The 22,287-nt window shown below is 46.4% G+C and carries 22 protein-coding genes; 10 read left to right on the top strand and 12 right to left on the bottom strand.

Features of this window, described 5'->3' with window-relative positions:
- Positions 1–30 precede the first annotated feature (30 nt).
- The 6 genes from ACFW2W_RS01105 to ACFW2W_RS01080 all read right to left on the bottom strand — a co-directional run bounded on the left by ACFW2W_RS01105 (position 31) and on the right by ACFW2W_RS01080 (position 7,450).
- Positions 31–2,451 carry a sucrose synthase gene (locus ACFW2W_RS01105; RefSeq protein ID WP_378172168.1) on the bottom strand — a complete coding sequence of 807 codons (2,421 nt, stop codon included), beginning with the start codon at positions 2,449–2,451 and terminating at the stop codon, positions 31–33.
- 184 nt (positions 2,452–2,635) lie between these two features.
- Complete coding sequence (locus ACFW2W_RS01100; RefSeq protein ID WP_378172165.1) at positions 2,636–4,159, bottom strand: carboxypeptidase M32; 1,524 nt, start codon at positions 4,157–4,159, stop codon at positions 2,636–2,638.
- A gap of 68 nt (positions 4,160–4,227) precedes the next feature.
- Positions 4,228–4,734, bottom strand: coding sequence for a DUF3368 domain-containing protein (locus ACFW2W_RS01095; protein ID WP_378172162.1), 507 nt, complete (start codon positions 4,732–4,734; stop codon positions 4,228–4,230).
- On the bottom strand, positions 4,727–4,981 hold the full coding sequence (locus ACFW2W_RS01090; protein ID WP_378172159.1) for a UPF0175 family protein: 255 nt from the start codon (positions 4,979–4,981) through the stop codon (positions 4,727–4,729). The genes ACFW2W_RS01095 and ACFW2W_RS01090 overlap by 8 nt, the downstream gene beginning before the upstream one ends.
- A gap of 152 nt (positions 4,982–5,133) precedes the next feature.
- On the bottom strand, positions 5,134–6,249 hold the full coding sequence (locus ACFW2W_RS01085) for a tetratricopeptide repeat protein (RefSeq protein ID WP_378172156.1): 1,116 nt from the start codon (positions 6,247–6,249) through the stop codon (positions 5,134–5,136).
- Between the two features lie 271 nt (positions 6,250–6,520).
- Positions 6,521–7,450, bottom strand: a complete 930-nt coding sequence (locus tag ACFW2W_RS01080) for a tetratricopeptide repeat protein (protein WP_378172153.1) — start codon at positions 7,448–7,450, stop codon at positions 6,521–6,523.
- A 290-nt stretch (positions 7,451–7,740) separates the two neighbouring features.
- On the opposite strand from ACFW2W_RS01080, the gene ACFW2W_RS01075 reads away from it, so the two are divergent.
- From ACFW2W_RS01075 to ACFW2W_RS01065, 3 genes are all read left to right on the top strand, one after another.
- Positions 7,741–9,168 carry an aspartate ammonia-lyase gene (locus ACFW2W_RS01075; protein ID WP_378172150.1) on the top strand — a complete coding sequence of 476 codons (1,428 nt, stop codon included), beginning with the start codon at positions 7,741–7,743 and terminating at the stop codon, positions 9,166–9,168.
- Positions 9,169–9,338: 170 nt separating this feature from the next.
- Positions 9,339–9,641 carry a hypothetical protein gene (locus ACFW2W_RS01070; protein ID WP_378172147.1) on the top strand — a complete coding sequence of 101 codons (303 nt, stop codon included), beginning with the start codon at positions 9,339–9,341 and terminating at the stop codon, positions 9,639–9,641.
- Positions 9,642–9,766: 125 nt separating this feature from the next.
- Positions 9,767–10,729, top strand: coding sequence for a DUF362 domain-containing protein (locus ACFW2W_RS01065; protein ID WP_378172144.1), 963 nt, complete (start codon positions 9,767–9,769; stop codon positions 10,727–10,729).
- A 259-nt stretch (positions 10,730–10,988) separates the two neighbouring features.
- Here ACFW2W_RS01065 and ACFW2W_RS01060 read toward each other — a convergent pair whose 3' ends face one another.
- On the bottom strand, positions 10,989–11,234 hold the full coding sequence (locus ACFW2W_RS01060) for an HNH endonuclease (protein WP_378172141.1): 246 nt from the start codon (positions 11,232–11,234) through the stop codon (positions 10,989–10,991).
- 33 nt (positions 11,235–11,267) lie between these two features.
- On the opposite strand from ACFW2W_RS01060, the gene ACFW2W_RS01055 reads away from it, so the two are divergent.
- From ACFW2W_RS01055 to ACFW2W_RS01045, 3 genes are read left to right on the top strand one after another with little or no spacing between them, the layout of a single operon-like run.
- Positions 11,268–11,561, top strand: coding sequence for a DUF4090 family protein (locus ACFW2W_RS01055; RefSeq protein ID WP_190410805.1), 294 nt, complete (start codon positions 11,268–11,270; stop codon positions 11,559–11,561).
- A 33-nt stretch (positions 11,562–11,594) separates the two neighbouring features.
- Positions 11,595–11,825, top strand: coding sequence for a BrnT family toxin (locus ACFW2W_RS01050; RefSeq protein ID WP_378172137.1), 231 nt, complete (start codon positions 11,595–11,597; stop codon positions 11,823–11,825).
- Positions 11,826–11,828: 3 nt separating this feature from the next.
- The gene (locus ACFW2W_RS01045) at positions 11,829–12,083 is read left to right on the top strand and encodes a BrnA antitoxin family protein (protein ID WP_378172279.1); all 255 of its coding nucleotides are present in this window, start codon (positions 11,829–11,831) and stop codon (positions 12,081–12,083) included.
- Positions 12,084–12,176: 93 nt separating this feature from the next.
- Here the strand turns inward: ACFW2W_RS01045 and ACFW2W_RS01040 are convergent, their stop codons facing one another.
- Positions 12,177–12,521 (bottom strand): KGK domain-containing protein, encoded by a 345-nt coding sequence (locus ACFW2W_RS01040; protein WP_378172134.1) that lies wholly within the window; start codon positions 12,519–12,521, stop codon positions 12,177–12,179.
- Positions 12,522–12,743: 222 nt separating this feature from the next.
- Positions 12,744–15,203 (bottom strand): dynamin family protein, encoded by a 2,460-nt coding sequence (locus ACFW2W_RS01035; protein WP_378172276.1) that lies wholly within the window; start codon positions 15,201–15,203, stop codon positions 12,744–12,746.
- 137 nt (positions 15,204–15,340) lie between these two features.
- On the opposite strand from ACFW2W_RS01035, the gene ACFW2W_RS01030 reads away from it, so the two are divergent.
- The 3 genes from ACFW2W_RS01030 to ACFW2W_RS01020 all read left to right on the top strand — a co-directional run bounded on the left by ACFW2W_RS01030 (position 15,341) and on the right by ACFW2W_RS01020 (position 18,674).
- Positions 15,341–15,745, top strand: coding sequence for a PPC domain-containing DNA-binding protein (locus ACFW2W_RS01030; protein ID WP_378172130.1), 405 nt, complete (start codon positions 15,341–15,343; stop codon positions 15,743–15,745).
- 727 nt (positions 15,746–16,472) lie between these two features.
- On the top strand, positions 16,473–17,966 hold the full coding sequence (locus ACFW2W_RS01025; RefSeq protein ID WP_378172127.1) for a DUF2157 domain-containing protein: 1,494 nt from the start codon (positions 16,473–16,475) through the stop codon (positions 17,964–17,966).
- A 15-nt stretch (positions 17,967–17,981) separates the two neighbouring features.
- The gene (locus tag ACFW2W_RS01020) at positions 17,982–18,674 is read left to right on the top strand and encodes a GDYXXLXY domain-containing protein (RefSeq protein WP_378172124.1); all 693 of its coding nucleotides are present in this window, start codon (positions 17,982–17,984) and stop codon (positions 18,672–18,674) included.
- Between the two features lie 78 nt (positions 18,675–18,752).
- Here ACFW2W_RS01020 and ACFW2W_RS01015 read toward each other — a convergent pair whose 3' ends face one another.
- From ACFW2W_RS01015 to fni, 3 genes are all read right to left on the bottom strand, one after another.
- A complete protein-coding gene (locus ACFW2W_RS01015; RefSeq protein WP_378172122.1) occupies positions 18,753–18,995 on the bottom strand; it encodes a hypothetical protein in 243 nt (80 codons plus the stop codon).
- Positions 18,996–19,105: 110 nt separating this feature from the next.
- Positions 19,106–20,920, bottom strand: a complete 1,815-nt coding sequence (gene sppA, locus ACFW2W_RS01010; protein WP_378172119.1) for a signal peptide peptidase SppA — start codon at positions 20,918–20,920, stop codon at positions 19,106–19,108.
- A gap of 89 nt (positions 20,921–21,009) precedes the next feature.
- The gene (gene fni / locus ACFW2W_RS01005; protein WP_378172116.1) at positions 21,010–22,083 is read right to left on the bottom strand and encodes a type 2 isopentenyl-diphosphate Delta-isomerase; all 1,074 of its coding nucleotides are present in this window, start codon (positions 22,081–22,083) and stop codon (positions 21,010–21,012) included.
- Between the two features lie 139 nt (positions 22,084–22,222).
- Here fni and ACFW2W_RS01000 point away from each other — a divergent pair.
- The coding region (locus ACFW2W_RS01000) for an IS1 family transposase (RefSeq protein WP_378172274.1) at positions 22,223–22,287 on the top strand (65 nt) is incomplete at its 3' end.

The following is a 22,287-nucleotide window of genomic DNA, read 5'->3' as shown; positions in this document are numbered from 1 at the left end:
ACAAAACGCTTCTAGCTGGGAGCCAACTCCCTATCGCTGCATCTGCTGTTCCAACAGTTTTTGCGCTCTCGGCTTGTAAATTAAATAGAACAACGCCTCAATGTAACGCAGCAAATCTTCGCGGTTTTCCTTAGAAGTATGATTCCAGAAGCCGTAAATCCGAGCTAAAGATAGCAGTTTGCTTGTGTGAATCTTCCACGTATAGGCGCTATAAACTCGGTCAATGGCTCGCGTGGAAATTTCATACCAGTAGTTAGGATTCTGGTCGCACTTAGAGACAAACTCCAGAATTTTTTCTGCCATATCTTCAAGATTCGTCGGGTTAATGTAGAACCCATTAAACTTATCCTGAATAATCTCTAAGGGACCACCAAACTGAGTGGCAAATGTCGGTAAACCAGAAATCATCGCCTCCAAAATTGTCAAACCAAAAGCTTCAAACAGCGCCGGTTGAACAAAGACACCTTGGCGATCGGCAATCACGCGATAAATTTCACCGGAATCGGTTTTAGAAAGGCGCACGCCCAGCCAGCGAATTTTGCCTTGTAGATTGTACTGTTCAACGATCTGGTAAAGCTTGACAATTTCGTCTTTTTCTTCGTTATCGGTTGATTCCTCAACACGCAATTTCCCAGCAACTAAAATTAAGTTGCAATGTTCTTGTAACGCTTCGTTCTTACCAAAACACTCAGCCAAGCCGGTGAGGTTTTTAATTCGGTCGAGACGTGCCATTGAGAAGAGGGGACGCTTGTTGGGGTCGTCCAACTTCCCAAATATCTGGGATGGATCTTCGAGGGTAAAGAGCATTTCATCGAGACGGGCGCGATCGCTCGGTGTCCGATCTTCGGTACGCGAATAGGGAAAATAAGCTTTCTCATTTACCCCAGGCGGCACCACGTTGAATTTGGGGCTAAATAGCTCAATTCCACTCACTACATGGTACAAATCCGGCATTGTGAAACACTTGTAAGACTCATACTGTCCCACACTATCCGGCGTCCCGACAATTTCTTGATAAGTGCTGCTAATGATGAAATTTGCCGCATTCATTGCAATTAAATCGGCGGTGAATTGTAGGGAGAAATGATACTTTTCGTCCAAATCGTTCCAGTAGAGGTTACTGAAAAGATATTTAGATTTTTCTAAAGCGTGGGCAATGTTGCACTGAGTCACTTTCAAGCGACGCGCCAGTAGAAATGCCACTAAATTGCCGTCGGAATAATTTCCGACAATTAAGTCGGGCTTACCATGAAATTCTGCCAGCAGTTCTTTTTCCGAATCGATGGCGTAGCTTTCTAGATAAGGCCAAAACTCAAACCGGGAGATCCAGTTTTGAGTCACGTTGGGATTAAACTCGCGCAAAGGCACCCGCAAAATCCAGGCATTTTCTGTGTCGTGGACTTTTTCCAGGCGTTGGTTACACAAAGTACCATCGCTATTGGGAATCAGGCGAGAGAGAATGATCACCTTTGGCTCAACACCCAGGATATCCAACCCAGCCAGTGAGAGGTCTTCTTGCATCTGCTGTTCGAGACTCTTGGCTTGGTCGAGGACGTAAACGACCTGCCCGCCAGTATCTGGACGCCCCAAGACGCCTTCTTGCCCAAACCAACCGTGGGGAGACACTAGGACAATCCGGAAGACCATTGGAATCCGGGAGAGAAAGGCTTCTAGAGTCTGGTGATCGGGGGAGTCGAGGAGTTCATCAAGAATTTCCAGAGTTTCCCGCACCCGTCCGGCGGTGTTTCCCCACCCAGGCTCAAAGCCCATTCCTTGCAAATCATACCGAAATTCTTCGTAGCGTTGCTCAGAAGGGCGATCGCCCAAAAATGCCAAAGCTTGTTTGACGCGCTTAGAGAGTTGCTGCTGCGATTGAATCCGCCCGTTGATCAGCAGTTGCAGATTGTTGTAGGAGTGGACGCTTAAGAATTTATATAAGCTCTCCAGCCATTGTCCGGGGTCTTGAAAGAGTTTGCTCGATAAATAGCGGTTGAGATACTGCACCCCCTTACCAATATTTTTAGGGTCGCGAATTGTCGGAGTATAGTCATAAAATGGTTGAAAATCGAGTTCTAGGATGTCGCCTTCCTGAGGATGGAAGCGATTCACCAGGCGATCGCGTACATCCAGCAGTTCTTGCACCGTCATTGGTTCGACGCTTAAATCTTCCGTTAACCGATAGATTTCTTGAGAAGCAATGGTTGGGCGGACGATCAAACAGATGTTTCCCTCCTCACGAATAATTTCTTGAGTGTAGTAAATTAATTTTCCTAAATGGGAGGATTGATCAAAATGTTCAGGCTTCTGATGATTTGTGCAGTATTCGGAAAAAGCGTTGAGAATGTCGTTTCTCAGTAAATACGGCTTGTCCTGTTGGCGTAACTCACTAACAAATTGGCGCAGATCGATTTTTTCATCACTCTCTAGAACAGCCTGAATCAGATCGGACATGACAACTCCCTAGATTAATTCAAGAACATTCACAAAGACTAAATTACAAAATGTTTTTCCTAGTGACGCCCTTCGGAAGGTGGAAGGAGTAAGCCTCAAGGCAAAATTAATTCACCCTTCATCTTTCTTAAGAGTGAATCGGCTAGGATATGCCTAGCCTAGCTTCTTTTGACGCTATTGTGTATCACAAAGCGTAAATTTCTCCGTATTTTTGCTGAATATAACGAATGAAGGGGTTGATGCTTAAAGAATTGCCAGTGACGCGCTCGATAATTTCAGCGGCGGTATACTTCCGTCCATGTTGGTAAATATTCTCTCTCAGCCAATTATGTAGAGTGCTGAAATTCCCTTGCTCGATTTCGGTGGGAATTTGGGGATTCGCCTTCAGTGCTGCTTCAAAAAACTGGGCGCTCATCATGTTGCCAAGGGTATATCCCTGAAACATTCCGCCGATGCTGCCAGTGTACCAATGGACATCCTGCATGACGCCAACGCTGTCGCTGGGGGGGACAACACCCAAGTCAGATTTGTAGCGTTCTCTCCAAGCTTCCGGGAGATCGCGCACTGCCAGGTTGCCTTCCAGTAGCGCCAATTCTAAGTCAAAGCGGATCATGACGTGCAGGTTGTAGGTGACTTCGTCGGCGTCGGTGCGGATGAGCGATCGCTCGACTTTATTAATCGCCCGGTAGAATGTCTCTAGGGATACATTACTGAGTTGATTTGGGAAAGCTGCTTGCAGTTGCGGATAGCAGAATTTCCAGAAGTTGCGGCTGCGTCCCACCAAATTTTCCCACAACCGCGATTGGCTTTCATGCACGCCAGATGAGGTGCCCCTGGCTAAAGGCGTCCCTTCATATTCTAAGTTAATCCCTTGCTCGTACAAGGCGTGTCCCATCTCGTGAATGCTGCTAAACAGTGCCTGCCCTAGATCGTTCTCGTAGACGCGGGTAGTAATTCGCACATCCCCAATCGAGAAATTGGTCATAAATGGGTGCAGTGTTTTATCTTGCCGCCCCCGTTGGAAGTCATACCCAATCTGTTCGATTACCTTTAAGCTAAACGCTAGCTGTTCGGCTTCTGAGAAAGATTGGCGCAAGCAAGTATCATCGGCAATCGGCTGAGAAGCGATCGCATTTACAATTGGAACCAGTTCTTGACGGAGTTCAGCAAAGAGCGATCGCACGGTTGAAGCCTTCATGCCGTAATCGGCACCGTCAATCAGCGGATCTGCAATATGCTCGTAGCCAGGGAAAAAATTGGCATAGTTGCGGCACAGTTCTAGCGTTTTTTCCAGATAAGGCTGCACGGCGGCAAAGTTATTTTCCGGACGCGCTTTTGCCCAAGCACCATAAGACTGAGTTCGGTGGAGAGACATTTTTGCCATAAAATCTGCTGGCACCCGCACCGCGCGATCGTAGCTGCGTCTGGTGACACGAATTAGGCTGGCTTCATCGGAGTCATAGGGCAAGCTTTCCTCATAGGGGCGCAAATCTTCCAACAGTTGCGCGATCGCTGGATCGCTAAACTTGGTGTGGGCAATTTGCCTGAGAGTCGCCATCTGACGCCCCCTCGCCGCTGCACCCCCTGGCGGCATATAGGTTGCTTGATCCCAGTAGAGTAGAGAAGACGCTGAATTGATATCGTCAATTTCGGTAAGGCGAGTTCTGAGTTCTTGAAGTTTGGGGTGAGTCTTTTCCAGAGTCTGCATGATTCGCTGTTAATGCTCGTTTTCTATAGTGTGGCGCAGACAGCAACAAATATACGTCCAACCACCGTTCACGATATGTCACTTTCCCCAGCTTGCTCAAGCGCAAAAGCGACGACAGTTTCACTCAGTCGGATACCTCTATTTCTCATGCGCTCGATAGCTTGCTGCATTGAAACTAGATACCCGTCTCGCTTGGCACGCAGCAAAATACCTATAGAACCTGTTAGTGAAAGACCGCTTAATCTAGCAATCCGCCTACCAACGGCTTCGTCGATGCAGACGGTTTGAATACCTTGATTCATTGCCATCTGAATGACAGCTGCCTCGCCTCGATCCAGTGAATTTATCAAAATGGGGGATATCGCAAGGGGAATTGACCATTTTTGCAGCCAACTTGCAGCCTCAAATTCTGCTACTGCAAATCCTGTAGTACCACCTGCCAGAATCTCTTGGCATACTTCAAAAGGAACCAATACTTGATCGTAGAGCGATCGCAAAATATTTAAATCACCCACAGCAGCCACCAAAGCAATAAGCGGTGCCGTGTTGATGACAATTCTTTCAGTCTCAGGCATTTTCTAGATCGGATAAAAGTTCCTCTTCTGTTAAATCGATCATAGCTACCCGATAACGATGCAAATTCAGCAAAAAAGAGACTCTATCTGTGCCCACTAATGTAGCTGCCATGCCTGAAGAAATGCGTTTCATTTCAAACAGCTTAACTGCCATAGCCATCTTCGCTTCTTGCTCAAACTGTTCCTGGGTCTGTTGCAAGGCATCGGGAAGTGTCTCTGGGTAGTTGATTGTGAGTTGTAACGACATATTGCCTTGATAAATTTTAGAATGGTTTCTAAAAAGTCCTGTGCTTGCTGGAGCAAAATGTAAAGAGCCTGATTAGTCATCTGGGTATATATGCGATCGCGCTCTTCCCCAGATCCTAACTTATCCTTTTTAAAGGACTCGGCGGAAACTTCTTATTCCCTAATATCCCCAATTAAAAGCTGAAACCGCTTATTTTTTCGCAAGCAATCCAAATCTGGATCGGTTTGAGCTGCTGGTAGATATTTAGGACGATTTATCTGAATTGCCTGTTGCAAATAATCGACGGCTAATGTTACTTTTCCTTGAAAAGCGTAACAGTAACCTTTATTGTAGATGCCGTTAGCATGATTGGGTTTGATTTCGAGGGATTTGTCGATACTCGCCATCGCTTCTCGATACTTACCCAATTTGATTAGGGCGTAACCCCGATTGTCCCAGGCTTCATAATTATTAGGACCGCATTCTACGGCTTTGTCATAGCAGGCGATCGCTTCTTTCACTTGCCCCAATCTCCGCAAGATTAAGCCCCGGTTGTTCCAAGCCTGAGTCTCGTTCGGCTGAATTTCTATCGCCTTGTCATAACAGGCTAGTGCTTCTTTTTGGCTACCCAATTTAGACAGCACTGTACCGCGATTCATCCAGGCACCCAGATGATCTGCCTTGATTTCTATCGCTTTGTCATAAGATGCGATCGCGTCTTTATCGCTACCTGAAACCATTAAAGCGCAGCCCAGATTATACCATACTTCTGGATCGTCAGGATTAATTTTTAACGCTTTTTTATAACTAGAGATTGCCCGTTGATGTTTACCCAAATTAATTAGGGCATTGCCTCGATTGCTGAGGGCTTTGTAATAGTCTGCGTTAATTTTAATCGCTCTGTCATAGCAGGCGATCGCTTCTTGATTTCGCCCTAAAATAACTAGAGTATTCCCTTTATTTGCCCAAGCTTCGTAGTGGTCTGATTCAATCTCTAGTAATCGGTCATAGTTAGCGATCGCTCTTTCATGTTGCCCCCACTCATCCAGCGCAATCCCTCGGTTTAACCAGATACGAACATCATCAGGATTGAATTCTAAGGCTCTATCAAAGCTATCAATCGATTCTGGGTAGCGTTTTAAGTGTCCCAGCGCTAGGCCCCGGCAAGCCCAAGCATCTGCATGATGAGGGAGGCGCTGGATCGCGCATTCAAAATGCGCGATCGCTGTTTCAAAGTCTCTGGACTCTAAACAGTTCATGCCCTGGCGAAATAGAATTTCAGCTTCCATATAATTTTGTCCTCGGCGGAGGATTGCGATCGGTTTCTTACCCCAATCCTAACGGTTGCTTCTAGAGGAATAGGAATAGTAAAAATGTCCGACGACTAAAGTCGCGGCTAAACAAACAAAGTCTGCCTTCGCAGGCTAATATAAAGCCTGCTCTCGTCAGGCTTCGTTCTTCTAGCTCCAGGCTTCTAGGCTGTGGGCGTATATTTGCTGTCATCGGGATGCTCCCCTATCTCCAACCCTACATGGAAGGGGAATGAGCAATAAAACTGGATCAAAACTTTGGTGCTTCCAGCAGCGCCTCAAACAAATCCTGACCGCGAATCGCGTCAAAATCTGAGTCGTATTTCGCCATTTCCCAATATTTTTCTGCACTCAGATGAATCGCTTGTTGCAAGTTGTGGACTGTCTGCTCGACATTGCCCAGCAAGGCATAGTAGCAAGCTTTGTTATACCAGGCGGTGGGGTAGTCAAACTGAAGTTCTAACGCTTTATCGCAAGCAGCGATCGCTTCTTCGTAGCGACCTAATTTCCCTAGAGCAATGGCTTGGCTGAACCAAGCTTTGTAGTATTCCGAATTAATTTCCAGACTTCTCTGGAAGCTGGAAATTGCCTTTTCATAAAGACCCCAGTCATTTAGGGTAATGCCCCGGTTATACCAAGCATTGCCGGAATCTGGTTTAAACTCAATCGCTCGGTCATAGCTGTGAATTGCCTGTTCGTAATGATTGAGTTGGGCAAGAGCATTGCCTCGGTTGTACCATGCCCAGTAGGCGTCTGGGCGCAGCTTCAGGGTGCGGTCAAAGCTGGCGACCGCTTTTTCATAGAAACCCCAGTCAATCAAGGTAATGCCCCGGTTGTGCCAAGCAGCGGCAGCATCCGGGTTAAATTCAATGGCGCGATCAAAGCTGTTGAGCGCCTGTTCGTAGCGACCTAATTTCCCCAGCGCAATGCCCCGGTTGAACCAAACCCAAGAAGCATCGGGTTGAATTGACAAGGCGTAGTCGAAGCTGGCGATCGCTTCCTCGTGGCGACCTAAATTCCCTAGGGCGAAACCCCGTTGCGATAGGGCATCGGGGTAATGGGGTTCGCACTTGAGGGCGCTGTCTAAACAAGCGATCGCCGCTTCATATTTTGCCGACTGAAGCTGGCGTAGTCCTTGTTGGAAAAAGAATTCTGCTTCGAGAGTAATAGTTTGACCCATAAAATCTTGCATCTTGCTTTAGGAGGATCTTATGTTTAAGATTCCCAAAACACTAACATAACTCAACATCAAGACGGCAAATCCCTTCCTAAAATAGATTCAAAGCAAGAACAATAAGTTCCAGATGAAGTCTGGGTAAGACATTCAGCCGCTGTGGGCAATGTAAAATTTCTGGGGCGGCGGTATAGCGTAATCCCTGCTGGAAAAGAATTTTACTGCCAAATCTTGAGACTGACTCCTCAAATCCCCCGGCTAGACATGGGATGATTTCAGCTAAAAGGACAACTAACATGACTCAACAGATAGGTGAAACCTACCGCATCGAACGCGACTCAATGGGCGATCGCCAAATCTTGGATAACGTTTACTACGGTATTCAGACGCTGCGGGCGATGGAAAATTTCCCGATTAGTGGAATTAAGCCGTTGCCCACTTATGTCGATGCCTGCGTGCTGATTAAGAAAGCCGCAGCGATCGCCAATGGGGAACTTGGCTGCATTCCCAAAGAAATCAGTCAGGTGATTGTTCAGGCGGCGGATGAAGTGCTTGCCGGGAAGTTCCGCGATCAGTTTGTCGTGGATGTCTACCAGGCGGGTGCGGGGACTTCGCACCACATGAATATCAATGAAGTGCTGGCGAATCGGGCGCTGGAACTGCTGGGGGATAAAAAGGGCAATTACCAGCGCGTCAGCCCCAACGATCATGTCAATTACGGTCAATCTACTAACGATGTAATTCCCACGGCGATTCGGATTGGGGCGCTGGTGGCGCTGGAGAGGACGCTATACCCAGCCTTATCCGATGCGATCGCTGCTTTAGATAACAAAGCTGAGGAATTTCAGGATATTGTCAAATCTGGAAGAACCCATCTGCAAGACGCCGTACCCGTGCGACTGGGCGAAAACTTCCGCGCTTGGGGGCAAATTCTCGCAGAACACATGATTCGCATCGAGAGGGCGTCTGAAGATTTAATGGCGCTGGGTTTGGGTGGAAGTGCGGCGGGAACTGGGTTAAATACCCATCCCCAATATGGCGATCGCGTTGCCCAATTATTATCAGAATTAATCGATCAACCCTTGCGCCCAGCCCCTCATCTGATGGCGGCAATGCAGAGTATGGCACCTTTTGTCAGCGTTTCCGGTAGCCTGCGGAACTTAGCCCAGGATTGCGTCAAGATATCCCATGACTTACGGCTGATGGATTCCGGACCAAAAACAGGTTTAAAGGAAATTCAGCTACCGCCAGTACAGCCTGGATCGTCGATTATGCCAGGGAAATATAACCCGGTGATGGCAGAAATGACTTCGATGGTGTGTTTTCAGGTGATGGGGTACGACAATGCGATCGCTTTAGCCGCCCAAGCGGGACAGTTAGAGTTAAATGTGATGATGCCGCTGATTGCCTATAACTTGATTCACAGTATTGAAATTTTGGGCAATACCTTAAGCGCACTGACGCAGCGTTGTTTGGAGGGAATTACCGCCAACCGCGATCGCTGCCTTGCCTATGCAGAAGGAAGCCTCGCCCTCGTCACCGCCCTCAATCCCCACATCGGCTATCTGAATGCGGCTGCTGTTGCCAAAGAATCTCTAGAAACTGGCAAATCCTTGCGGCAAATTGTCCTAGAACGAGGTTTGATGAGTTCCGAAGAACTAGCCAAGGTCTTAGACTTAGAGGAAATGAGTGCCATGTCAGGAGTGCAGCGTCCGGAGTTGTAGATACACCAAAATTTGCATCTATCTAAAAGTCCAGAGTTAATCATTCAAAACTCAGACGCGATAAATCAGACGCGATAAATCAGACGCGATAAATCAGACGCGATAAATCAGACGCGATAAATCAGACGCGATAAATCGCGTCTCTACTTTCTAACCAGGAGTCTCTTTCGATGCATAGTCATGATGGTTTGACCCAGTTGACTTTTCACTATATTGATGGTCACACAGAATCCTTTACTATCTATGAGTCAGTAGAGGAAGGCTTAGAAACGAAGCAGGAAATTCGGCAAGAAGTCCGTCGGCTTTTAGATAAATCCTGGTGGATTCTCCATTTAGCTGAAGAAACAGTTTTTATTAACACCTCCAATATTATCAAAGTTGAGGTGAAGCCCCCGATTCCTCACCTCCAGGGAGAAGATGTCTTCTCGAATGTCCAGCGGGTAACTGCCCTGACTCGTGGCAGCAATCGCTGACGAGTTGAGATTTTAGATTGAAAATTGCCAGGTCTTCATAGAGAATTGGAGACTGGCAATTCTCGCTTTAATTGAAAGTTCAAAATTCTTGTATTGGCTCAATCCTAAATCCCAAATTCAGAATCATGAAACCTTCCGTTAGTTTAATTCGCGCTAATTCCTACGATCGGCAATTATTGCGAGAATCCGTGGAAAGTTTGCTGGAACCGTTGGGAGGAATCAAAGTTTTTGTAAAAGCAGGCGATCGCGTTCTCCTCAAGCCCAATTTACTCACTGGCGGGCATCCGAGTCAAGAATGCGTCACCCGTCCCGAACTGGTTCACTGTGTTGCCAAACTGGTACAAGAAGCGGGTGGCAAGCCTTTCCTGGGGGATAGTCCCGCGTTTGGCAGTGCAATGGGTGTGGCAAAGGCAAATGGTTATCTTCCCCTCATGGAAGAACTCAATCTGCCGCTAGTGGAATTTACAGGGAAGCGTTACCAAACCGTTAGCGAAGGATTCAACCATCTGTTGCTGTGCAAAGAAGCAATGGATGCAGATGTGGTAATAAACCTGCCTAAATTGAAATCCCACTGTCAGCTAACGATGACAATGGGCGTCAAAAATTTATTCGGCTGCGTACCGGGAAAAATGAAAGCCTGGTGGCACATGGAAGCGGGGAAAGATAGCGTCCGATTTGGGGAAATGTTAGTAGAAACCGCAAGGGCAATTAATCCCACCCTAACGATTTTAGATGGAATTATCGGGCATGAAGGTAACGGCCCCAGCGGTGGCGAACCTCGCTTCTTAGGCATTTTAGCGGCATCGGCTGATGTGTTTGCCCTAGATCGTGCGATTGTAGAAATCCTCAATGTAGATCCTCTCAACGTCCCTACTGTGGCGGCTTCCATGAGGTTAGGACTTTGCACAAATCTGGAGAAAATTGACTTTCCCCAACTGCATCCGGAGAATCTAAAGGTGCTGGATTGGCAACTGCCTACTAACATGATGCCTATCGACTTTGCCATGCCTCGCGTGATTAAGTCTACGTTCAGGCATCTTTATATCCGGTTTATCAAGGAACCAATGAACGCCTACGCAGGACGATAAGAGTTTGCTAATAAAAAAACTCGGTTTCTATAGAAACTGGGTTTGGAAAGCCATCAAATAAACAATTTTGAGGCAGATTCGGTAAATTCTGTTACAGTAAGATACAAAATCATCAGCGTAATCTATTATCTACCCTCCGATTGCTTAGGAAGACCGCCCTGACTCATGCTAGAGGCGGTTTTTTTCTGCCTACCAACTGAAAACTCTTGGCGGCACGGAAAGTATATTCTTCAAAAAGGGATCGGGTGTGTTTTCCGGGTTAAAGATCGAAATAACGCCGGAACCGAGGATCTAAATGGTTGGTTTTGCGCTGGTTACAAGGGAGACAGAGGGTGTGCAGATTGCTGATGTCATTGGAACCGCCACGAGAGAGCGGTATGATGTGGTCAATCGTGAGGTTTGCTTCTAGCGCCATTTTGCCACAACTTTGGCACTGATAGCGATCGCGCTCAAACACATACTTCCTGACTTCTGGCGGGATGCGAATTCTGGGCGTTTTAGTCATAAAATGCTCTTGTAAACACGATCCCACGCTGCAATGAATCCAGACAATCAAACAACTACAGGTGCTGATGCGATTGATGTAGCGATCGCGCAGGGAATTGATTTTGACGGTTCCCCGATTCCAACACCCAAACTAGAATTATACACAAAAGTAATGGGGCTGGAAGCTGGGCGGCAGCGCAGCGGCGTATCCAATACCATGCGTTCTAGAATTGTTCGCATCGGTGCTAAGCATATTCCCCAGGAAGAACTCAACCAGATGCTAATCGACGCCGACTTTGCGCCGCTGAAAGAAAAAGAAATCGCTTTTTACTATAGCGGTAAATAGGATCAGCAACTGTAATCTTTATCCCCTGGAGGAATGCAACTCCAGGGGGTTTTGTTTAGGAATTTGATACACAAGGATAGCTGCCATCAAATACAAGCGATTACTATTTTCGACGATCATCCTGATGAAGAACGGTTTGTCACAATTGGCATGAATGGTTTAGGACAAATTCTCGTCGTGGTTTACACATATCGGGAGGAAAAAATTCCGATTATCTCAGCACGTAAAACAACCAAAAGTAAACGTAAAATGTACGAGGAATAAATGATGAAACCAGAGTACGATTTCAGCCAAGGCAAGCAGGGTGCCATCGATCCAACTTCACCTGGCAAAACCCGCATTACCATTCGACTTGATGATGACATTCTAGAATGGTTCCGCAGCCAAGTACACGCAGTAGGTGGAGGAAATTATCAAAGTTTGATTAATAAAGCACTACGCGAATACATTCAGCACCGCGAAGAATCATTAGAACAAATTTTGCGCCGCGTGTTGCGAGAGGAGTTACACAACCTCCGATGAGACAAGCATTCATAGGTAGTGCTAAAATCCTGCTTCTCCCCCTGGAATTATATTCATCCAGGGTTTTTGCTGATGAATTATAGTGCTGTTTTCTTAGTTAATCATCTTACGAAGATCGTCAAGCGGCGACTCGGTTTGGGGGATTTCTAATTCATCAGGAATAAACTCTACATTTACTCTGATTCTAAATTTGCCTTTTTGCCAGCTTTTAGCACCCAACTTTAAAACTTCACAATCTACACCATTATTTAACCAAAATTTTGGATTTATTTGGATTCCGTTTTGCTGTAAAGCAACATATAAAATATCTGGTACATATCTTGGTTCTGTAAATGCAAGCTTCACTGCATACCTAATTTTACCTACCTTAAATAAAGTATCGTTGAATGACAAAACATCATCGTTACCACAGTTTTGCAGATATGAATTCTCTTCCATATCAATTTTCGTCCTTAAAGTTTTGTTTTGAACAATTCTTCAGTCGGCTTAAGCCGACTTTAGCTACTCGCTGTGGGAATTAATTCCCTGGCGGTTGATCGCCTTTCCTGCCATCCCGCCTTGAACTCAAGTTCAAGGCTAATAGCGAAAGTCCGTTGAAACGGACTAACAGATGTAATCTGAATATCCTGGCACAATTACCAAGATATCTATGCCTTAACTTTAAAGGTTCACAGCGTCTGTTACTTTAGATGAGTTAACAACATCGTTATCATTTGTACTGCCATTGAAAGTTTCTGGATTAGGCGAAACTGGGATAACGTCAGATTGAGCAATTACAGGCAGTTGACGATCATACAATCCTATCGCCTGCAAACAACCGTTGATACTTTCAACCGCAAAGTTGTAAGCAGCAATTTTTTGCTCAACTGTACTTTGGAGCCGACGATTATTAGCAATTTTCTCCTCAGCTTCTTGTTCTAGCGTTTGCTCTAAATAAGCACGAGCCTGAGTGTATTGCTGTAATATTTCATCAGCTTGATGCGCTGCCATTGGCAATAAATTAGTAGTGAGAGTTTGATTAACGGTTGCTGGAAAACCGCTACTAATTGTTGCTTTAACTTTTGGCTCAAAATCTAACTTCAACAACTGACGAATTGCCGGTTCTGCTGCTATCATGCTTTCACAACCGTAGCTTTGAGAAGTTTGCGATAAGGTTTGTCGGAATTGATAAATGGAAAATGTGTCTTCATCGTAAAACTTAGGACTTTCGCGGACATAACGATTGCATTCGTCACTCGCTGCATTCTTTAAAGCATGATGAATCTGTTTTTCTATCTCTTTTAACTTTTGCTCAATCCCGCCATCATTGCCTAGCAAACGATACAGTTGCCGATAGTATTCAGATTTCCGAACTCGTTCAATTAAACACTGGAATAGGTTGGTAACTACTTCCTGACAAGACTCTTTCAAGATATCCTCTAGTTGATTCGCCAAGTAATAAAGCGCCTCAACTAAAACGGCAATCAAAGGTGCTGTAGAATTGCGGGGATGGCTAAGGATGGCGCGACTATAAGCATCTGCAACCGAGAAAGTATCCAGCAACTCATCTAAACGACGAACCATCCGAGATTGTAGTTGGCGAAAATCTCCCTCGAAAGCACTAGATTGACCTGTCACAACCTGATTTAATTCTTCTGTGATATGTTGGTGAAATTCTTGACCAATTTGCTGTAACTGCTGGTTGAGGCGTTGTAATTCCTGCGTCTTCATTGCCTCAATTTCGCGGGGTTGGCTATCCAAATCGCGCAGTGCAGATTGGTAATATTTCTTTAGGCTAATGCACACGTCTTCGAGATCGTCAGCCAGATTTTTAAACAGTTGAGGACGCTTCTCTTTAGTCAGATAGTCGGTGATAGCAGTGCGAAATTCCTCAATCCCGCTATCTTTAATTAGCTGCTCTATGAGTGGCTTACCCCATTCGTTGAGAATCCGTACATAGTTTTGATTTGGTGATTCCCAACCACGAACTTCTGTCCGGAACTGAGTTGAAGACAGCTTGCCAGAGTTGGCACAGTAATTATTAAACTCGCTAACAAAGGGGTGAGGTTCTTCTGCACCTGCTAAGAAGGTATCTAACCCCCAGAGATTATTGCGATCGCCTGCAACTCTCAGCAGGCTACCATAAAATCCTAGTAACCCACTGGTTTTATAAAACCGGGTGGGAGGCTGAAACTGCGAACTAATCAAATTATCCAACCGTCGCCGCAGTTCTGGCTTGAACCAAGTGATATCAATGTAGTTGAAGACATAGAACACGCGATCGCGTATTCCCGGATTCCCCCGCATCGTTTCTAGGAGTTCCGTTTCTTCCTTCGTCATGTCCCCATCTTTGGCATACTTGAGGATGCAAGCCACGGCTGAGGTGTCGGGGTGCTTAATCTTGTCGTAAGTTAGCTGAGCATCTCGCTCAACTGGCGCATCAATCCCCGGCGTATCGACGATTATGTTGCCATCTTTCAAGAGGGGATGGTTGCAGTGATATTCAATCCGCTTCAAAACTGCACTATTTTTGCCGCGACGAGCGTAATCTGCTGCTTGTTGGAGATTGGAGAAGTTAAACTGCTCCATAGGATATGTAGCATTGCTGACAGTTTGGATGCGATCGCGATTTGCTACGAATCCCTCCAGCAACAACATCAGCGCATTCGCTTGTTTTGCTCTTTCTGATTTACTTTCTCCACCCTCGATCTCGATAATCGCTGTGCATCCATCGCGTAGCAATTGAATCACTTCAGGCTGATTAATATTACTAGCTGTCCCTAATCCCAGCAGCTGAGACAGCGCACTTGCCTGTTCCCGAATTTCCACCTCACTCAGAAATGTCAGCACCACTCGTTCTTTATCGGGTTCGGCATACTCGATATAACATTCCGTGCCTGTAGCGTGTCCCTCTGCACTGTAAAGCAATTCCCGCTCTAACAGAGCGTTAATTAGCATAGATTTACCCGCACTAAATGCCCCAGCAAACACAATCTCAAACTTAGGAGAAATCGCTTTACCAAGGGATGTCTGCACGGGTGTAACATCTTGCGATCGCAGAGACGGCTCCTGATGCAACAGTTGTAGTATAGTCTCGACCTGTTCTTTCAGATTTTGACACTGAGGTGGCAATTCAGGCACAGTTTGCATCCTATTAATATAAAGTAGAAGCCTTTACGCATATCTTAGGAATGGCAATTCATGACGGGTATCGTGGAATTACCGATATAATTAGTAATTAGCCCAGTAATACCAGTATATTTACCAGTCTTTAATTAATGAAAGTATTTGCTATTCGACTCAAGCCACAGCAAGATTTAAAACTAAGTTTACAAGATTTTGCAACTCAGCAAAATATTCAAGCTGGCTTTATCTTAACCGGAATTGGTAGTTTAAAAAAGGCAATTATTCGCTTGGCAAATCACAGGTATAGTACAGCTTTTAACGATAACTTTGAAATTCTTTCTCTCAATGGTACCCTGGCAACTACCGGCATCCACCTGCATATTGCGATCGCTAATAAGGAAGGCAAAACTATTGGTGGACATTTAATGGAAGGCTGTATTATCTATACAACCGCCGAAATTGTCATCGGAGCTAGCGAAGAATTCACTTTTTTAAGAACAATTGACGAGCAGACTGGATATAAAGAGTTAGAAATTTTATCAACTACCAGTTATTAAGCATCTGCTACTCAGCTTTAAGTTTTTTAACGCAAAGGAAGCAAAGGTTTACGCTTTCGGTACGCAAAGAATGGCTACCTCTATTCCTCTGCGTTTAAATTTTATTTTTAAATACTGGGTGAGCTATAACGTTTCTCATTTGGATGAAATACAGCAATTAGGGTTGTGAGTGAGTAGGGGCGAAGCATTCTTGTTTAAAATATTGGATTAACCGAGAGTTGAATGGCACTGACTTAAGCTGTAGGGAATGGTTGTAGCTTGCTTCCGCGTAGCGGTACGAAGGAAGCGGTACGATAGTGAAACCCAACTTCCTATAGAGGTTGCTGGGTTTCGTTCCAAGGGCCCAGCCTACGGAATTTTGGCTTATTTCAGTGCCATTCAACCGAGAGTTTATCTGCAAGAATGCGAAAGCCCTTACAGGTGTACCTCACCCAATTACTGATGACCTCATTGAAAATAAGTAGTTCTAGAGCTAAAGTTTTTCCTGACACCAAAGAATGCAAATAGGAAAAGGTTAAGGATGAATTAAGGCTTTAACAAATTTTGCTTGTTCGCCTGAGTCATCGAATAGACGCCGACTGAGTTTAAGTAGGAAATTAGAAGGTTTTTCCATCTGTAGATAGTAAATCTAACTGTCACATCCCCTTGAATTGAATGATGGGAGGGCGTTAAAACTAAGTTTATAGTTAGGAAAGTCAGATTACAGAGCGGATTGTAATTGAGGGTTATGGTTTCAGATAAATTTCGCCGTCAGTTACGTCAGGAAGCAAATCTTTGGCGAACTGAGGGGCTGATTGATGCTCAACTATACGAACAGTTATCAGAGCGTTATCAATTTAATAGCCTGGAGACTGCTGCCCGCGATCGCTTTGTGATGATCTTGTTAGGCTTGGGGAGTATCCTCATCGGGTTGGGGACAATTAGTTTTGTGGCTGCGAACTGGCAGGAGTTGCCGCGAAATGGCAAGGTGACGCTGCTACTGAGTTTGTTTATCGGGGTAAATACTGCTGGTTTTTATCTGTGGCGGCGTCCGAATGGGGCGCAACAGCGTCTCGGTCATGGATTCTTGCTGTTAGGAGCAATAATTTTAGGGGCGAATATGGGGCTGATGGGTCAGATGTTTCACATCAGTAGCTCCTTCTATGAGTTATTACTAGCTTGGGGAGTAGGTGTGCTAGCAATGGCTTACAGCCTGCGTTTGACTTCCTTGAGCGTGCTGGCGATTATCATTATCGGGTTGGGTTACTGGAGTTTTTGGTGGAACTGGGAAGGAGCAAGCTGGTCAAATTCCTACTATTATGAGGAGTTTTCTTGGTCATCCCAGATGGGACAACATATGCCGCTGTTGGCAAGCTTGATGTTTGTGCCGCTGGCATACTGGTGTCGTTCGCGGGTTATTTTTGGACTGGGAGCGATCGCAGTCATTTCTTCCTTGGAAGCCAACCTCCGACCGCTCAGCTTAGGACTATTTAATCTATTTTCCCTGAAATCTACAGGTTTAGTATTAGCGATCGCGTTGGCACTGCCCCCCGCGCTGTTGTGGGGCTATGATGACTCCCTGTGGGTCTACAGTGACTTAAATCGGGTTCCAAAGCCAAACCACCAAATCCCCCCAGCCGCCTCTTGGCAAGGGGGAAGCTGGGGAGGTTCCTTTAGACCCCTCGCCCGTCGTTTGGCGCTGGTATTCCTAGGCGTCGTACTTTATCTGTCGTCCTCGCTTTGGTTCTGGGGTGTTTTATTCAAAATGTCTTCTGCGGAGCAATCCGCGAGAGTCACCTGGTTTCCCCTCGTGGATGTATTGATTTTGAGTGGTTTGGCAATCTTTGCGTGGTTGCGTCTGGTGTGGCTTTCCAGAAGCCCTCGCACTCGTCGGGAGGAAATTCTGACCACAATTGCCATCGGTGTCTTCATCTGCTTCATGGCGGGGATACCTGTTTGGCATCTCACCGTCCAGCCAATTCCCCTGCTTGCCACTTTTATTGGCAATGTGCTGTTGTTCTTGTTGGCGGCGGGGTTGATGCGCGAAGGGCTAGCACAAGCAGAACGCAGCGCCTTCTGGGGGGGCATGATGCTATTAATTCTGCGAATTCTGACCTGGTTTGTGCTGTCTGCGACGGGATTAGTCTTCAAATCCCTGCTGTTTATTCTGTGCGGTGTCACGGCGATCGCTATCGGGCTTTGGTTCGAGCGCTATGTCCGCACGCTGGAAATTAAAAATTGAATCAGAGGATTTTTAATGAGCCAAACTTCTCAATCATCTTCAATAGATTCTACACTCATAGAGCAGCATCGACTTCCAAAGCGATTGCCTGCCTGGAGACTCTGGGTGCCTCTCCTGTTGCAAACGGCGATTGTTCTTGCCGCACCTGCCCAGCCACTTTATACTACCCTCACAGGGAAAACGGTCGTTCTCAAGACGGTTCCCGTAGACCCTTACGACTTCTTGCGTGGCTATTCGCAGACGCTAAGCTATAACATCTCTCGTCAAGAGAATTTGCGATCGCTTCCGGGTTGGAAAGCGTTAGTGAAACAACACCTCGAAGCAAAAGCGACCGATTTGCCGCCGTCCGTACCGCCCTTAAATTCTTTACCGACCGGAATTCGCTTCTACGTGATTTTAGCAGCGCCTGCTGCTGCTAAAACCAATTCTCCCCAAGCTTGGAAACCCGTGCGGGTAAGTAGCAAGATGCCCAAATCTTTGCCTGCGAATCAGATAGCTTTAAAGGGCAAATCTAGCGGTAACTCCATCGATTACGGCTTAGAAAGCTACTATATGCCAGAAGCACAGCGGGATGAAATTAACCAGGATATTAATCAAGCCCAATGGGGCAGAAAACGGCAAGCAATCGTGGTGGAAGCGAAGGTGGATGCCCAAGGTCGTGCAGTACCGATTAGCTTCTGGGTAAGCGATCGCCATTATCAATTTTAAGTAAGCGAATGAAAGTATGGCTAATTGTTCGATATCTCTTATCAATTAGCGATACTTCCATTACCAAGAACAAACTTCCTAATTTTCTTGCCGCTTTAGCTGCAAAGTAGCACCCAGTGCTGCTCCTGCTCCTGCTATCAAACCCATACACATTCCTTGAATTGTTCGGCTCGTGGGGTCTTGCATCAAGCATTCATTGGTAGGAGTTGTGGCTTGCAGACACTGATGACTATCTATCCAATTGGAGACGCCTCCCACAAGGATGCCAGCAGCACTACAAGAAACCAAGAGCAGGACAAAGCGGTTAGATTTTCTATCCATAGATAGATGCTTTTAATTTTTTGGTAGGCTATTTCGTTCAGTCTACTCTACCTATCGGCAGACTGTTACCGTATATTCCACATTTTCAACTACCTATTCCGGACGTTGCACTAATCAATTCGCAAATTATAAGGCAAACGGGCGTAGATACCTCTGGGATCGTTCATTGTTTTGAGAGTTGTCAATTCCTCTTGTAACTTGAGGAGTTCTGCACTCAGCAGATCGGCTGGTTTCTTGATTTGGGCATTTTCGCCACCCGCAAACTGTTTCAAAATGCGTTGTTCCAGACTGCGAACTTTGGGGTACTCTTCCAGCTCCCAATTTTCACCCAGTTTAGCGGTAACGGCAGCAGATTTGATCGCATCATCAATGCCGCCAATCTCATCAACCAGTCCCAGTTGCTTGGCATCTTGACCCGACCACACTCGTCCTTGGGCAATCTCAGCGACTTTCTGCTTTGAGAGTTTTCGAGAATCCGCAACTTTGGTGAGGAACTGACCGTAAATCTGGTTGACAAATCGCTGATAAATCGCTAACTCTTGAGGCGTTTTGGGACGAGAAACCGTGTTGCTGTCAGCAAATTTGGAAGTTTTGACGACATCCCAGGTGATGCCATTATTATTAGCCAGCTTTTGGAAATTGAGCAGCATCCCAAATACCCCAATCGAGCCAGTGATGGTATTTGGTTCGGCGTAAATCTGGTTGGCATAGGTAGAAATCCAGTAGCCACCGGATGCTGCCACATCGCCCATAGAAACGATGACTGGCTTCACCTGACGAGTGAGCCGCACCTCTCGCTGAATCACCTCAGACGCCGAGGCGCTGCCGCCGGGACTATTCACCCGCAGCACGACTGCCTTCACATCTTTATCGAGTCGCAGCCGTCGCAGCTGTCTGGCAAAGCGATCGCCTCCCACTTGCCGGGAGCCACCTTCGCCGTCCACTATTTCACCTTCGGCGTAAAGTAGGGCAATTTTGTTGTCAGAAGTGCGATTTTTACCCTCAGTTTGAGTTGCTTTGGCGTAAGTGGCGAGGCTAATTTGACGAAATGATTTATTCTCTTCTGTCCTGCCAGTCAGTTGTTTCAGGTCTGCCACCACCTGATCTAGATACGCCACCCGATCCACAAAGCCGCGCTTTTTAGCATCTGGTGCGGTTAACACCCCTTGAGTATCTGCGATCGCCTGTAGCTGTTTCGGGTTTAATTTTCGACTCTGGCTCACCGTTGTCAGAAAGTCTCCCCACAAATCTCCCAACAAATTCTGAGTTTGTTGTCGGTTCTCTGGACTCAGTTTAGTGAGTACATACGGTTCTACCGCTGACTTATATTTCCCCACCCGGATGACCTGAACCCCAACCCCGTATTTCTGCAAGGCTCCTGTCAGGAACATAGATTCAGAACGCAGACCGTTCATTTCGATTGTCCCCAGCGGGTTCATCACAATGGTGTCTGCCACTGAGCTTAAATAATATTCCCGTTTCCCCAAATCCATGTTGTAGGCAACAATCTTTTTCCCAGACTTGCGGAATTTCTCCAGCGCCGAACGCATTTCCCTCAGCGTGGCAAAGCCGGTGCTAGAACTAGAGGAACCGCTGCCGTCTAAATATACGCCCACAATCCGCTTATCCTTGGTTGCCTGCTCAATGGCATCCAAAACCGTTCGCAGCCGCACGCTATTATTTTCCTCACCAGATAAAGCTTCGCCGATTGCCTCGCTGGTGCTGGATATCGGATCGCTATCGGTAATCGTCAACGACTGATCGATCACCAGTACCGATTTATCCTCAACTTTCGGTCCTGTATCTTTAGATGCCACCGCAATCAATAACAAGATTAGCCCGGTCGTTCCCAAACCAAAAAATAGGATGAGTCCGAATAGGCTTCCAAGCAAGCTAGCAAAGGTTTGTTTTAGGAAACTACGCATTAGGCTGGGGTTAGGGTAATGGGGAAAAAGGTAATGGGTAAAAGTTTTGAGTTTTGAATTCACTCATGACTTTCCCATTCCCAACACATTTATCGTAATGGTTGCAAAGCGCCAGACTGTTTCAGAGCAGACAAAGTGGGATTGCCGGTGCAGAATAATACAGTGGTGATTTCAGCGACTAACACTTCAACTAAAGCATCAAGAGCGTCTTCCGATTCCACGGCTGCTTGGAGAAAGGGCCACGCCAGACCCGCGAGATCGGCTCCAAGCGCGATCGCTTTTGCCACTTCTAGACCGTTGCGTAATCCCCCGGAAGCAATCAAGGGAATATTTGGGGCAATGGCTCGAATACTGGTAATGCATTCTGCTGTGGGCAAACCCCAATCAGCAAATGTTAATCCTAAACGGCGCTGTTGGGCATTTTCAGCCCGTTCACTCTCCACCTTTGCCCATGATGTCCCACCGGCACCGGCAACGTCAATGGCGCTCACACCCGCATCAATCAACTTCTGCGCGATCGCAGCTGAGATGCCATTTCCCACCTCTTTGACAATCACTGGTACTGGTAACTTATGGCATAAAATTTTAATTTTGTCAAGCAAGCCTCGAAAATTGGTGTCGCCTCTGGGTTGAATGCACTCTTGCAAGGCATTGAGATGCAAAATCAGGGCGTCTGCCTCTAGCAAGTCAATTGAGCGCAGACACTCATCAATGCCGTATGTATAGTTAAGTTGCACCGCGCCCAAGTTAGCAAATAGGGCAATATCGGGAGCAAGCGATCGCACGGCGAAAGTTGAAGCAACCTGGGGATTCTCTACCGCCACCCGCTGGGAACCCACGCCCATCGCCAGTTTATAGCGTTGCGCCGCAGCGGCTAGACGATAATTAATCGTCTTCGCCAGTTCCGTTCCCCCCGTCATCGAAGAAATCAGCAAAGGCGCACCAAGCTGTTTTCCCAAAAATGTTGTTGATATATCAACTTCACTTTGATCTAACTCCGGCAAACAACAGTGAGTAAAGCGGTAGCCTTCCAACCCATTCGTCGTGGAGTGAAATTGTACATCCTCATCGAGACAAATTCTTAGATGATCTGCCTTTCGCGTCTGAGTTTCTCTGGTAACGGCGGGTTGATTAATCAATCTACTATCTCCAACGTTCTGCATAGACAGTGCCTGACAAATCTGCAAGAGACTGGTTTATTAACAATTTCGATTCTCCCACCAACACACCAGGGAGACTGGGCAATGTTCTAGACGTGTGGAAATGAGAGAATGAGAGGAGTTGTCTTTCCTGTCCTGACCAATGATATTAGAACCTGTGTTGTGTCCCGATTGTAGCAGTGATGATGTGGTGAGACACGGTCGCTC

It is taken from the genome of Coleofasciculus sp. H7-2 (assembly GCF_042747725.1).
Lineage (GTDB): Bacteria > Cyanobacteriota > Cyanobacteriia > Cyanobacteriales > FACHB-T130 > FACHB-T130.
The sequence above is the reverse complement of the archived record's forward strand: the minus strand, read 5'-3'. Positions and strand labels throughout refer to the sequence as shown.